General features: G+C 60.4%; 13 protein-coding genes. 3 read left to right on the top strand and 10 right to left on the bottom strand.

Annotated elements, in window-relative coordinates; genetic code table 11:
• Window positions 1–182 precede the first annotated feature (182 nt).
• From ACFVTJ_RS19185 to kduI, 5 genes are all read right to left on the bottom strand, one after another.
• The gene (locus ACFVTJ_RS19185) at window positions 183–1,061 is read right to left on the bottom strand and encodes a D-galactarolactone isomerase (RefSeq protein WP_386910110.1); all 879 of its coding nucleotides are present in this window, start codon (window positions 1,059–1,061) and stop codon (window positions 183–185) included.
• Window positions 1,058–2,194, bottom strand: coding sequence for a D-galactarolactone cycloisomerase (locus ACFVTJ_RS19180; protein WP_386910108.1), 1,137 nt, complete (start codon window positions 2,192–2,194; stop codon window positions 1,058–1,060). Before ACFVTJ_RS19180 ends, ACFVTJ_RS19185 begins: the two co-directional genes overlap by 4 nt.
• A gap of 23 nt (window positions 2,195–2,217) precedes the next feature.
• Window positions 2,218–3,129 carry a 5-dehydro-4-deoxyglucarate dehydratase gene (kdgD, locus tag ACFVTJ_RS19175; RefSeq protein WP_386910106.1) on the bottom strand — a complete coding sequence of 304 codons (912 nt, stop codon included), beginning with the start codon at window positions 3,127–3,129 and terminating at the stop codon, window positions 2,218–2,220.
• A 113-nt stretch (window positions 3,130–3,242) separates the two neighbouring features.
• Window positions 3,243–3,986: a 2-dehydro-3-deoxy-D-gluconate 5-dehydrogenase KduD gene (gene kduD, locus ACFVTJ_RS19170; RefSeq protein ID WP_386910105.1), complete on the bottom strand. Its 744-nt coding sequence runs from the start codon at window positions 3,984–3,986 to the stop codon at window positions 3,243–3,245.
• Window positions 3,983–4,807 (bottom strand): 5-dehydro-4-deoxy-D-glucuronate isomerase, encoded by an 825-nt coding sequence (gene kduI / locus ACFVTJ_RS19165; RefSeq protein ID WP_386910103.1) that lies wholly within the window; start codon window positions 4,805–4,807, stop codon window positions 3,983–3,985. Before kduI ends, kduD begins: the two co-directional genes overlap by 4 nt.
• A gap of 138 nt (window positions 4,808–4,945) precedes the next feature.
• On the opposite strand from kduI, the gene ACFVTJ_RS19160 reads away from it, so the two are divergent.
• The 3 genes from ACFVTJ_RS19160 to ACFVTJ_RS19150 all read left to right on the top strand — a co-directional run bounded on the left by ACFVTJ_RS19160 (window position 4,946) and on the right by ACFVTJ_RS19150 (window position 6,925).
• Window positions 4,946–5,743: an NAD-dependent epimerase/dehydratase family protein gene (locus ACFVTJ_RS19160; RefSeq protein ID WP_386910101.1), complete on the top strand. Its 798-nt coding sequence runs from the start codon at window positions 4,946–4,948 to the stop codon at window positions 5,741–5,743.
• Window positions 5,744–5,841: 98 nt separating this feature from the next.
• A complete protein-coding gene (locus tag ACFVTJ_RS19155; RefSeq protein WP_386910354.1) occupies window positions 5,842–6,579 on the top strand; it encodes a FadR/GntR family transcriptional regulator in 738 nt (245 codons plus the stop codon).
• Window positions 6,580–6,607: 28 nt separating this feature from the next.
• Window positions 6,608–6,925 (top strand): cupin domain-containing protein, encoded by a 318-nt coding sequence (locus ACFVTJ_RS19150; protein ID WP_279657792.1) that lies wholly within the window; start codon window positions 6,608–6,610, stop codon window positions 6,923–6,925.
• A gap of 8 nt (window positions 6,926–6,933) precedes the next feature.
• Here ACFVTJ_RS19150 and ACFVTJ_RS19145 read toward each other — a convergent pair whose 3' ends face one another.
• The 5 genes from ACFVTJ_RS19145 to ACFVTJ_RS19125 form a co-directional block, all read right to left on the bottom strand.
• The gene (locus tag ACFVTJ_RS19145; RefSeq protein WP_386910098.1) at window positions 6,934–8,166 is read right to left on the bottom strand and encodes a M24 family metallopeptidase; all 1,233 of its coding nucleotides are present in this window, start codon (window positions 8,164–8,166) and stop codon (window positions 6,934–6,936) included.
• A 316-nt stretch (window positions 8,167–8,482) separates the two neighbouring features.
• Window positions 8,483–10,486, bottom strand: a complete 2,004-nt coding sequence (locus ACFVTJ_RS19140) for an aldo/keto reductase (RefSeq protein ID WP_386910096.1) — start codon at window positions 10,484–10,486, stop codon at window positions 8,483–8,485.
• Between the two features lie 45 nt (window positions 10,487–10,531).
• Window positions 10,532–11,617 carry an ABC transporter ATP-binding protein gene (locus ACFVTJ_RS19135; protein ID WP_386910095.1) on the bottom strand — a complete coding sequence of 362 codons (1,086 nt, stop codon included), beginning with the start codon at window positions 11,615–11,617 and terminating at the stop codon, window positions 10,532–10,534.
• 9 nt (window positions 11,618–11,626) lie between these two features.
• Window positions 11,627–12,463 carry a carbohydrate ABC transporter permease gene (locus ACFVTJ_RS19130; protein WP_386910093.1) on the bottom strand — a complete coding sequence of 279 codons (837 nt, stop codon included), beginning with the start codon at window positions 12,461–12,463 and terminating at the stop codon, window positions 11,627–11,629.
• The gene (locus ACFVTJ_RS19125; protein WP_386910091.1) at window positions 12,460–13,320 is read right to left on the bottom strand and encodes a carbohydrate ABC transporter permease; all 861 of its coding nucleotides are present in this window, start codon (window positions 13,318–13,320) and stop codon (window positions 12,460–12,462) included. The genes ACFVTJ_RS19130 and ACFVTJ_RS19125 overlap by 4 nt, the downstream gene beginning before the upstream one ends.
• Between the last annotated feature and the right edge of the window lie 68 nt (window positions 13,321–13,388).

Genomic DNA, 13,388 nt, shown 5'->3' with positions numbered 1-13,388 from the left:
TGACACGGTCCAGCCCCTCCAAGGCTATCGGACCGATATTTTCACGCCCATCCGGGCCGGCATGCAAAGACCTTTCACTTGAAAAGATGATGGGGCCTCCCTTCCCCACCATCCCGGATGAAACTCTTTATTTTCACGCAGTCCGCACGCAAAACCGCTGACGCAATTTTGCTGGACGTGCTCTAGGCCGCCTTGACGGGCGACAGCTTGAACAGCTCTTCGGGGTTTTCGACCAGCGCCCGATGACGGGCCGCCTCATCCGGCAGCCAGCCGAGCGTCAGTTCTGCAAGACGGGCATCATCAGGATAGGCAGCCGTCTCGCGTACAGAATTATGCGGCCAGTTGGTGCCCCACACGATACGTTCAGGTGCATGTGCGCCTATCACCCGCGAGAAGGCGGCGACGTCCTCGTAGGGCCAGCTTTCGCGGGAGCTTTCATAAACGCCGGCGAATTTGAACCAGAGGTTGCCGCCGTCGATGAGCTTCAGAAGTGCTGCCATTTCCGGCCCATCCGTTCTGATGCCCTTGAAGAACTTGCCGTGATGATCGAACACCCAGCGGGAGCGGATTTTCTGAAGACGCGGCAGATGGTCGAGAAGGCCGTTACCGTCGAACTGCACCGCCACCATCCAGTCGGCCGCATGCGCCCGGTCGTCCACCGCTTCCAGTTCGGAAAGGTTCACCGCGCCGCCCGGCAGATCCATGATGCGCGCACCGATCGCGCCTGCGGCCATGAGCTTTTCCATCTCCTGTTCGGTCGTGCTCGCATCGATGATGACCACGGCGCGGGCCGCCTCGCCCATCTCGGAAACACAGGCCAGCGTGTTGCCATTGTCTCGCTGATGGGCGTTGCCCTGCGTGATGATGACCCGGTCTATGCCGAGCCATTGCATCAGGCGACGATAATCCTCCGGCCCCGGCAACGCGCCCGGCGGCAGGCCCGGACCACCCGGCAAGGCGGGATATCCGGGCAGATACATGTGCATCTGCGTATCGACCGCCCCTTTCGGGAACGCGGGGTTCGGCGCGGTGCCGCTCAGTTTTCTGACAAGTTCGCTCATGGATTTGGCATCCTGAATTCGGTCAATGCATCGCGGTTGATCTCGATGCCGAGACCGGGACCATCGGGAATGGCGACAATGCCGTTTACCGCCTCGAGAGGCGCACGCAGCACGGCCTGCCGGAACGGATTGTGGGTGCGATCAAATTCCATGATCGGTTCAATGGGATTGACCCGCACCGGATCAGGCGTCATCGCCGCCATGAATTGCAGCGCAGCGGCAATCTGCACGCCGGTGCCCCAGACATGCGGCACGATACGCACGCCGTGCAGTGTCGCAAGCGTCGCGATCTTCTGGGTTTCGGAAAAGCCACCGCAACCGCAGAGATCAGGCTGGAGAATATCCACGGCACCGGCGGAAAGCGCCTGCCACATGCCGTGACGCCCGTGCCAGGTCTCGCCGCCCGCAACCGGGATCGGCTGCCCTGCCCGTACACGCTGATAGGCATCGAGCTGTTCGGGAACCACCGGCTCCTCGAACCAATCGATGCCATAGTCGGCGGCGTGGTTGCCAAGGGTGACGGCTTCGGTGACCGTATAACCGTGATTGGCATCGATCATCAGGCGCATGTCCGGCCCGATCGCCTCTCGAACCGCGGCTATGACCTTGAGGTCTTCCTCGATGCCGAAGCCGATCTTGATCTTGCAGGCGTGGAAACCTTCCGCTCGGCGCTCCGCCATCTCGGAGGCATTATCAGAGACGCGGTCGACGCCATCGCGCTTGAAGCTACCGGTGGCATAGGCCCGCACGCTTTCGCGCCAGCGCCCGCCAAGCAGCATCGAGATGGAAGCACCGTAATGCTTGCCCTTGATATCCCAGAGCGCGATATCGATACCGGACAAAGCGGTGAGGCTGAGGCCGCGCTGGCCCTGATCGCGGAGCGCATTATAAAGCACGGCCCAGATCTTTTCGGTCTGGCGCGGATCCTGGCCGATGAGCCAACCGGAATAGGCCTGAACCACGGCAGCGTTGGGCCGCGCTGGGCCGAGGCATTCGCCCCAGCCGACAGTACCGTCGTCGCATTCGATCTCCACCAGAACATGGGCTCGCCGGTCGAAACGCATGGATGCGCTTTCAAACGGCGTGTCCAGCCGGTGTTCAAGCAGATGCGTGCGCACTGCCGTGATTTTCATGGCTCCCCTCCCGTTTGCCGTGATCAGGCTTTGCGCTTGTGCGTGCCGATCAGGGCTTCGAGCATGCCGATTTCCTCAATGGTCAGGTCCTTCAGCGGTGCGCGCACCGGACCGGCATCGAAACCCTGCAGGCGAACCCCCGCCTTGATGGCGGAGACGGCGTATCCCTTGGCGCGGTTGCGGATCGCCATGAAGGGATAGAAGAACTCCGTCAGGATGCGCTCGCAGGTGGCGCGTTCACCCGCACGCAGGGCGGTATAGAACTCATTGGCAAGACCCGGAACGAAGTTAAAGACGGCCGAGGAGTAGGTGGTGAAACCGGCACCGAGATAGGCTTCGGCAAACAGTTCCGCCGTCGGCATCCCGCCGAGATACATCAGCCGGTCGCCCATCTTGGCGGTGATCTGGCGCACGAGGCCGATATCACCGGTGCCATCCTTGAAGCCGACGAGGTTCGGGCATTCGTCACAGAGACGCGCCAGCGTATCGGGCTGCAGCACGGAATTGTCGCGGTTATAAACCATCACGCCGATACCGACCGACTGACAGACCTTCTTGATGTGGGCGTAAAGGCCTTCCTGCGGGGCGTCGATAAGATAATGCGGCAGAAGAAGGATACCGTCTGCACCGACCTTTTCAACGGACCGGGCAATATCGACGGCGATCTCGGTGCCGTAACCGCAGCCAGAAACGATGGCGGTTTGACCCGCCACTTCCTTGGCGGCCGCAACGATCGTTGGGATTTCATCCGGCTTCAGCGAGAAGAACTCGCCCGTGCCGCCGGCGGCAAACAGCACGGGCGCCTTGTAGCCGGCGAGCCATTCGACATGCGCCCTGTAGCTATCGGCGGCAAAACGGCCTTCGGAATCGAAATGGGTGACCGGGAAGGACAACAGCCCGGAGCCCAACGCCGTCTTGATTTGTTCAGGGTTCATGACCGAAAGTCCTCCGCACATTCATTGACTGAAAGCCACCTAAACCGCTCGCCTTATATTTGTCAATAAATCATCATACAAGTTATATGATGAATTTTAGAGACTGGCGCAAATTAGCGCGCCAGCCAGCCGCCATCGACATTGAGAATGGCGCCATGCACATAGTCCGCAGCCGCAGACGACAGGAAAACTGCCGCCCCGGCGATATCTTCCGAGCGGCCCCAGCGGCCGGCCGGAATACGCTCCAGAATGGCCTTATTGCGGGCCGCGTCCGCGCGCAGCGCCTCGGTATTGTTGGTTTCGATGTAACCCGGCGCAATGGCATTCACATTGATGCCCTTCGCCGCCCATTCATTCGCCAGAAGCTTGGTGAGACCGGCAACGCCATGTTTCGCCGCCGTATAGGACGGCACGCGAATGCCGCCCTGGAAGGAAAGCAGCGAGGCTATATTGACCACCTTGCCGGAGCGCCCTTTTGCCTGCAATTCCTTCGCAAAAGCCTGCGTGGTGAAGAACAGCGCCTTCAGATTGACATCCATCACCTCGTCCCAATCGAGCTCGGAAAACTCGACGGAATCGGCGCGGCGAATGATGCCGGCATTGTTGACGAGAACATCGAAACCGGCGTCAGTGAAACTGTCCTTCGCCGCCAGCGGATCGGAAAAATCGAGAAGCAGCGAACTCGCCTTGCCACCATCCTTCGCGATGATAGCAAGGGTTTCGTCCGGCGCACGGCGGGCGGCGCAGACCACCTCCGCACCGGCGGCAGCGAGTCCTATCGCAATCGCCTGACCAAGCCCCGTATTCGCGCCCGTCACGAGCGCCTTACGCCCTTCAAGCGAAAAGGGGTTCCTCATTTCAGATCCCCCGGCTGAATGAAGTCCATGTCGGTATAATCGACATTGTCGCCCGCCATGGCCCAGATGAAGGTGTAAGAGCCGATACCCGCGCCGGAATGGATCGACCAGGGCGGCGAAATGGCGCCTTCTTCATTCGAAATGAACAGGTGCCGGGTCTCCTGCGGCTCACCCATCAAATGCAGAACGCGGGACTTTTCATCCATGCCGAAATACAGATAAGCCTCCATGCGGCGGTCATGAATATGCGAGGGAATGGTGTTCCACACCGAGCCATCCTCCAGCGTCGTATAACCCAGCACCAGCTGGCAGCTTTCCATGACAAGCGGGTGGATGAACTGGTTGATGGTGCGCTTGTTGGAGGTCTCGGTCGCGCCAAGCTTGACCTCCTTGCTGTTGGCAAGTGTAACGAGCTTGGCCGGCAGGCTGCGATGCGCCGGGCAGGACGCGATGTAGAATCGGCCCGCCCCGTCAAAGGTGACGGCACCGCTGCCCGCGCCGAGATAAAGCACATCACCGCGATTGAGCGTATGGGTCTGTCCGTCCGCGCTGACGGTGCCGGCCTCACCGATATTAACGATGCCCATCTCACGCCGGTCGAGGAAGGACGGCGTCCTAGTCTCCTCCACCTTGTCCAGCGTCAGCGGCGCGCCATTTGGCACCGCGCCGCCCATGACGAAACGATCGTAGTGGGTATAGATCAGCCTGATTTCGCCGGACCGGAACATGTCGTTCGCAAGGAAATGCCGGCGAAGTCCCTCGGTATCCAGCGTTTTCGCATAGTCCGGGTTCACGGCCTGCCTGGTTTCGACGGTCAACATCAAACTCATCCTTCATGATTGTTGCGTATAGCACATAATATATGTTATCCGATTTTTGTACGATATGTATGACAAGGTCAAGAGGCGGCGACACTCTGGGCCACCGCAAAGACATAGAAAAGGCTTGGTAGAATGGCGATGAAACGGCTTCTTGTGACCGGTGCGGCGGGCCAGCTTGGCCGTGTCATGCGCGAGCGCCTTGCGCCGATGGCAAAAATAGTACGTCTTGCCGATCTCTCCCCGCTCGATCCGGCCGGGCCGAACGAGGAATGTGTCCAATGCGACCTTTCCGATGCGGCTGCGGTGGACGCCATGGTTGCCGGTTGCGACGGCATCGTGCATCTCGGCGGCATATCAGTGGAGCGGCCCTTCGAGCAGATTTTAGAGGGCAATATCATCGGGCTTTACAATCTCTACGAGGCAGCCCGCGCGCATGGACACCCACGCATCGTTTTTGCCAGCTCCAACCATACGATCGGTTATTATCCGCAGACCGAGCGGCTCGGCCCCGATGTTCCCTTCCGCCCAGACGGGCTTTATGGCGTCTCCAAATGTTTCGGCGAAAACCTCGCCCGCATGTATTTCGAGAAATTCGGCCAGGAGACGGCGCTGGTCCGTATCGGCTCCTGCACACCGCAACCCGAAAATTTCCGCATGCTTTCTACCTGGTTCTCGCAGGATGATTTCGTGTCGCTGATCGAGGCGGTATTTCGCGCGCCTGTGCTCGGTTGCCCGGTCGTCTGGGGCGCTTCGGCCAATGATGCCGGCTGGTGGGACAATTCCCATCTCGGCTACCTCGGCTGGAAACCAAAAGACAACGCCGAGGCCTTCCGCGAACAGATCGCGCAGACCAGCCCGAAGCCCGACCCCGGCGATGCGCTTGTGCGTTTTCAGGGCGGCGTGTTCGTCGACAACCCTATCTTCAAGGCAACGTGAGCGGTTGCGCGACGCGCGAGCGGCGGGATTGCAAGCGGGACCGTGAATGACGTATCGAGGAACAGGCCTGCAACCGATTTTTTAGAACGGCAATGAAGATGACAAAAGCGACGACCTCCGAACCGGCAGCGCCCCAGGGCAGAACGCTTGTGGTGAAGGTGTCGGAAGAACTGCGCAGCCAGATCGCCAAGGGCCGTTACAAGACTGGCGACCGCCTGCCCTCCGAAGCGCAGCTGACACAGGAATTCGGCGTCAGCCGCACCGTGGTGCGAGAGGCAATTGCCTCACTGCGCTCCGATAGTCTTGTCGAGCCGCGTCAGGGCGCGGGCGTCTTCGTGCTGGAGCCGGCGCCCGTGGAGCGACGGCCGTTCCATAATGTCGATCTCGCGCGTGTCTCCTCGCTGATCGAAATGCTGGAACTGCGCACCGCCGTGGAAGGCGATGCCGCCGGCCTTGCCGCCATTCGCCGCTCGCCGGCGCAGGAAGAAAAGATCATCGAGGCCTTCGATGCCTTCCGCGCCAGTGCAGCGAAGGGCATGCCGACGGCAGAGGCCGATTTCGCCTTCCACCTTGCGGTGGCCGAGGCAACCAACAATCCCCGCTTCAGCGAGTTCCTGCAGGTACTTGGCCCGACCGTCATTCCGCGCCGGGCCGTGGCACAAAACGGCACCGAAACAGTGCTTTCACCCGCCGATCTTGACCGGCTGGTCGGCGAGCACGAGGCGATCCTGATTGCCATTCAGGATGGCGACGAAGATGCTGCACGAAGCGCCATGCGCCACCACCTGAAAAGCAGCCAGACGCGTTACCGCGCCATGTTGCGCGCACCACGCTGAACCACATCGCAAGACTGAGGAGAAACCCATGCAGCAGCTTCCGACATTCCCCACCGTTTCGCCCGACGACGGCGTGGAGCGGACCGTGCTTTCCGAAGCACCCGAGCTGATGGTCGTATCCTTCCGCTTCAAGACCGGTGCCGAAGGCAAGCTGCACAGCCATCCGCATGTGCAATCGACCTACGTCGCCAGCGGCAGCTTCCGCTTCTACCGCGATGGCGACGCCTATGACTTACAGAAGGGCGACAGCCTTATCGTGCCCGGTCATGTCGAGCACGGTTGCCTGTGCCTTGAAGAGGGCGAGCTGATCGACTGCTTCACGCCTCGCCGCGACGATTTCCTCTGAGCCGGGGCTCAGTCTCCGGATAAATCCCTGAGAGTGCGTGGCAGGTTATTCATGCATTCTACGCCTGACGATGTAACGAGGAACTGATCTTCGATCATCAACGCGCCCAGACCTTCGCCATAGAACGGCGCTTCGAGCGCGACCACCATGCCGGAAAGAATGATTTCCGCATTGTCATGGGAAAAGAACGGCCATTCCTCGATACCCACACCACCGCCGACGGAATGGCCGAAATGACCGCGATAATACTCGCTGAAACCTTGCCCGCGCATCGAGGCAAGCATGGCGGCGTGCACCGCACCAAAGCTGTTGCCGGGACGGATCGCCTCAAGTCCGGCGGCAAAAGCCGCTTCCAGCGCTTTGAAGATATCCGCCGCCAGAGGCGAGACCGGGCCCCACGAAAAAGTCCGCGCTCCATCCGATGAATAACCGTCTACCAGAGTGCCGACATCGGCCTTGATCAGCGCGCCCGGTGTAACCGCTGCCGTCATATCCGAGAGCGCCGGACCGACGGAAATATAGTCCCAATGCCCGCTCAACGAAAAACCGGATTTCGCGGCATATGCCTGCGCGCCGGATTTCCAGGCAGCGGAGAGTTGACCAAGTGCTGCTCCCGGACGAACTGCGGCCGCCATCCCCACCAGCCCTGCCTCGGCGGCGGCTGCCGCCTGGCGGAGAAGTTTGATCTCGCGTTCGGATTTCACCGCCCTCAGACGCTTCAGCACCGTCGAACCATCAATCCAGCTCACATCGGGCAGCGCCTGACGCAGGGCGAAAAAATCGGCGGCGGGCATGAACTCAAGGTCGGCACCGATGCGTGCCGCGGACAGTCCGCGCTCCCGCAGCAGATCGGAGAGCAGGCCGAAACAGGCGGTACGATCGAATGTCTCCGGCCGTGGCCCACCGGAATTGTTGCGGCGATAGGCATCATCCACCTGCGCGATGGTTTCCACACCCGAAAGATCAACCAAATCGATCCAGATGCGATGGCGGCGCAGATCGATATCAGGTGCCGCCCTCTCGATGATCGGCGCGGCATGATCACTGACGACGGCGGCGAGCCCTGCTCCGGCATCGGCCGGCACCAACGCAATCGCGGAACCCGCCCTGCCCCACATCGTCGCCACGCCGGCAGGAGCACCGAGCGCATAACGGAAGGCTTCGGGCTGGAACAGTATCAGCGCATCAATCTCCGCCTCCCGCATCAGCTGCTGCGCACGGCTTCTGTCGATATCGCTCATGGGAACCCCGGTAATTGTTTGGCGGCAGGTTTGTGAACCTACGCTTTAGCAGTCACCAGGAGAGGAATGAAGGTGGAAGATGACATCTCCACCCTGCGATTCGTCAGTTGGAGCGAGAGGATCCCCCGTGTTTCTTCTCCCCGCCGGGGAGAAGTCCGCGGCAGCGGGATGAGGGGGTTCGCTCTCCGAAATCCAGCAACGTGGCCCCCTCATCCGACCCTTCGGGCCACCTTCTCCCCGGCGGGGAGAAGAAATATGCCGCAATATCTCGCTCTATCCGAACCAGTGGCGGAGAACGCGCCGCCTTCATCCACTCTTACGCCTCCAGCCACTTCACCTGCTCATCCGTCAGCGCAATATCCAGCGCCGAAAGACTATCCTCCAGCTCCGCAATCGTGCGCGGCCCGATCAGCGGGATGACGGGGAAAGGCTGGGCGATGACATAAGCGAGCGCAATATGGATCGGGTGGCGGCCGAGTTTTTGCGCAAGCTCAATCGCCCGGTCGCGGCGGACGAAATTGCGGTCGGAATACCAGACGCGGACGATTTCCTCGTCATCGTGTTTGTCCCGCCCTGCCCTGTCCGTGAAAAATCCGCGCCCCTGGCTGGACCAGGCGAAATTCGGGATCTGGCGAGATTGCAGCCATGCCTTCCACTCATCGTCAGATGCCGCCACGCAGCCCGCCCAGATGGGATCGAGCATTTCGGCAAGCGAGAAATTGTTGGAAAGCGCGGCCGGTGCCTGCTTGCCGTTCTTCTGCGCGTAAGCCGCGGCCTCATCCATGCGTTCGCGCGTCCAGTTCGAGCCACCGAAAATGCCGCGAATGCGCCCGCGCCGGACTTCGGCATCCATGGCGTCGACGAATTCGGCGACTGGAACATCGAGATTATCGCGATGCATGAAATAGGCATCGACATAATCCGTCTTCAGACGCTCCAACGACTGATCGAGCTGCTTGGCGATCATATCGGGGTAGCAGAGAGGCGAATGTGCGCCCTTGCCGATCAACACGATCTCTTCGCGCGGCACGTAGCGGCTGGTGTGCCAGTCGCCGAAAATCGCCTCCGTTTTGCCGCCGCCATAAACATAGGCCGTATCGAAGAGATTGCCGCCCGCCTCGTAAAACGCATCGAGCGTCAGGGATGCGGAAGCGAAATTGGGAAAAAATTCGAAACCGAGCGCAACGACCGAAGCGGGCTTGGCAAGGCCCGGTATCTGCCGCTTCGGAACCGTAGTTCCGGCTACGACCTTCCCACCGGCGATATTTCTGGTGCGCGATGTCGCCTTTTCGATGCTGTATTCCAGCCCGATGGAAGCCCGCCACTGGTCCATGACACGCAGATTGCCGAGACTGTCGGCCCAGCCCATGCCGGGTGCATCGAATTCTTTTTTGCCCTGCCGGATCGCTTCGCCCGCCGCATCGACCTCAAAGGAATAAAGCCAGCGATCCTCCGGCAACTCGATGGTTTCGACCCTGTCGCCCCTGATGATATCGATCCGCCCGGTACCGCCCTTATGGCCGGCGGCGAACCAGAAATCCTTGACCTCGATCCTCCCTTCCGAACCGATGATGCGCAGCACATTGTCCTGCGCCGCCATGATCGAGCATGAGACTTCGGCGACGATACCGTTTGCGAATTTCAGCACGGCCGAGGCCCATTCATCAACGCCCGACTGGCCGAGATGCGCCACACCCGCCACTTTTTCGGGTTCAGCGAATGGTTTGCCATCCACGGCACCGGCGATCATCCGCACCATGGAAACCGGATAACCGCCGACATCGAGAATGCCGCCGCCTGCGGTTTCATTAGCAAACAGCCGGTGATCGGCCCGGAACGAGCCCATGTTGAAACCGAAGCTGGAGCGGATGATGCGGATATCGCCGACCGCGCGGCCCCTGACCAGTTCGAGCAACTTCGCCGTCTGCGGATGCAGGCGATACATATAGGCTTCACCGGCGAAAACGCCGGCCTTTTTCGCCTCGTGGAAAATGGCGTCGGCATCATAGGCCGAGAGCGCGATGGGTTTTTCCACCAGCACGTTCTTGCCGGCCCGGATTGCCTTGATCGCCCATTCAGCATGGCCCGTATGGGGCGTGGCGATATAGACTGCGTCGATATCGGAATCGGCAAGCAGCGGATCGTAACCCTTGACAATGCGCGCGCCGGCAAAGGCTTCGGCAAGGCCGGGCTTCTCCGGATTGCGGGTGGCGATGGCCTCTAACCTGCCGGTGCGGGAATGGGCGATGCCGTCAGCAAATGTTCTGGCGATGGTGCCCGGGCCGATGATGCCCCAGCGGATCGGTTGTTCGGTCGTCATGAAATCCTCGTCCTTCATATCAGTCTTGGGTGCTTGGGAAAGGGTTCAGCGCAGGCGTTCGCCCTTGCTGTTGAAAAGGAAAGCCCGGCGGGCGGAAAGGCCGACAGTCAACCGGTCGCGATTGCCGACATCGCGCGATTCCGGCCGCTCGATGATGAGCTGTTCGCCGCCTTCTGTTCTGGCATAGACATAGCTGGTATTGCCGAGATGTTCGGCGACATCGACATGCACTGTGAGATCGGCATCGCCCCCGCCCGCATCGGTAAAATGCTCCGGCCGGATGCCGAGCGAGACCCTGGCGCCCTCGTTGACGCGCTCTTTAATCGGCAAAGTCAGCCGCACCGCAGGATCGCTGTCGAGGGCGAGCGTGACGCTGTCGCCTCCGCCGTCGACGATGGTGGAGTCGAGAAAGTTCATCTTCGGCGAGCCGACAAAGCCGGCGACAAAGCGGTTGGCGGGATCGTCATAGAGATCGAGCGGCGCGCCGACCTGCTCGATATTGCCTGCCCGCAGCACGACGATCTTGTCGGCCAGCGTCATCGCTTCGGTCTGGTCATGCGTCACATAGATCATCGTGGTGCCGAGCTGCTTGTGCAGGCGCGAAATTTCCACGCGCATCTGCACACGCAATTCCGCATCGAGATTGGATAGCGGCTCGTCGAACAGGAAGACCTGCGGTTCGCGGACGATGGCGCGGCCGATGGCAACGCGCTGCCGCTGGCCGCCGGAAAGCTGTTTCGGCCGGCGATCCATCAGTTCGTTGATCTGTAGGATTTCCGCAGCGCGGCTGACCCGCTTTTGTGTATCGGCCTTGGGGTTGCCGTTCATCCTGAGGCCGAACGAGAGGTTTTCGGCCACCGTCATATGTGGATAAAGCGCGTAGGACTGGAACACCATGGCAATGCCACGATCCGCCGGGTCGGCATCGCTGACCGTCTTGCCGCCGATCACGATATCGCCGTCGGAGATATCCTCCAGCCCGGCGATCATTCTGAGAAGCGTGGACTTTCCACAGCCGGACGGGCCGACGAAAACGACGAACTCCCCGTCCTTTACCTCCAGATTTGCGCCATGGATCACTTCCAGCGCGCCGTAACGCTTCACGACGTTTTTGAGCGAAAGTTCCGCCATGCGGCCCCCTTACTTGACTGCCCCGGCTGAAATGCCGGCGATGAAGTGACGCTGCAGGATCACGAAGACCACGAGAATGGGTGCGGTCAGCAGCACCGCGCCTGCCATGATGCCGCCCCATGACACCTTGGTAAGCCCGATCAGGGTGCCAAGCGCCACGGGTGCGGTCATCATTCCTGGGCGGGAATTAATGAGAAGCGGCCAGAGGTAGTTGTTCCACGAGGCCAGGAAGAGAATGATGGAGAGCGCCGCCATGGTGGGGCGCGCCAAAGGCAGGGCGATGCGCAGAAAGATCTGCCATTCCTTCACGCCTTCCACCCGCGCGGCATCGAAAAGCTCCGTCGGCATCATCGAGAAGGATTGCCGCATGAATAGCACGCCCAGCGAGTTGAACAGCGGCGGCACGATCAGCGCCACCCAGGTATTGGCGAGTTTGAACTCCCGCGCCACCATGATGAATTGCGGGATGACGACGACGGCAAAAGGAAGGGTGATGGTGCCGAGAATGATGGCGATGACCACCCTGCGCCCGGCGAAGCGGTAGCGCGCCAGCGCCCAGCCCGCCATCGATGTCAGGAACACCGAAAGAACCGTATAGATGACGGCGACGATAATAGAGATGAACATAGCCCGCAGGAAATCAGTATCCGCCTGCAGGTTGTTGAAATTCTCGACGAAGTTGGTGGACGGCACCAGAACGATATCGGGGCTGAAGATGCCGTAATCCGGCATTGTCGAAAACACGAACATGATCCACAGCGGAAACAGCCAGATGATTGCAAGCGGCGTCAGCGCCGCATGCAATGCAACCTGCTGCCAGAAAAGCGATCTCGATTTCGATCTCATTTCGGCTCCCTCCCGACCCAGAGATTGAGCAGTGAAATGGCGATGGCGAGCGCCGCCATGGTGTAGGCAATGGCCGAGGCATAACCGAAATTGAGCGAAGTGAAGCCCTGGCGATAAAGGAACAGCCCCAGCGTCTCCGTGCCGCCGCCCGGGCCGCCCCTGTTGGTGATGAGGAAAGGTTCGGCAAACAGCTGCATGGTGCCGATGACCGACAGGACAACGCAGAACAGGATGATGGGTTTGAGGAGCGGCAGGGTGATGTAAAAGAACTGCTGGCGCTTGCTCACCTTGTCCAGCGTCGCCGCTTCATAGACATCGCCGGGGATCGATTGCAGCCCGGCCAGAATGATGATGGCGTTATACCCCGCCCAGCGCCATGTCACCGCAATGATGACCAGCGCCATGGCCGCATTGGCATTGTCGAACCACGAGATGGGCGAAAGGCCGACTGACGTGATGAGCTTGTTGATGATGCCGAAATCGGCGCTGAACATCAGCCGGAACACCGCCGCATAGGCAACCTCGCCCACGACGACGGGCGCAAAAAAGGCAAAACGATAAAGCGGCCGTGCCTTCAGGAGCGGCGAATTCAAAAGCACCGCCATGACGGTGGCGAGCGCGATCATCACGGGCACCTGAATGACCAGAATGATCAGCGTATTATAAAGCGCATTATAAAAAGCCGGATCGGAAACGAGCCGCCCCCAGTTCATGGAAGGCGCAAATCGCCACGGATTGACCCGCGTGTTCTGAAACGACAGCAAGAACGAGCTGATGATCGGCCAGACCCAGAAGGTGGCGAAAATCAGGAGATAGGGCGCAAGGAACGCATAAGCGATCCTGTTCCTGGACGGCATGACGACCTCCATATGCCGGACGATGGCCGGATAAATGGAAAAGCTTCAGAAAGGCCTGCCCTGTTTTT

Source organism: Agrobacterium sp. NPDC058088, from assembly GCF_042885035.1.
GTDB lineage: Bacteria > Pseudomonadota > Alphaproteobacteria > Rhizobiales > Rhizobiaceae > Agrobacterium.
The sequence above is the reverse complement of the archived record's forward strand: the minus strand, read 5'-3'. Positions and strand labels throughout refer to the sequence as shown.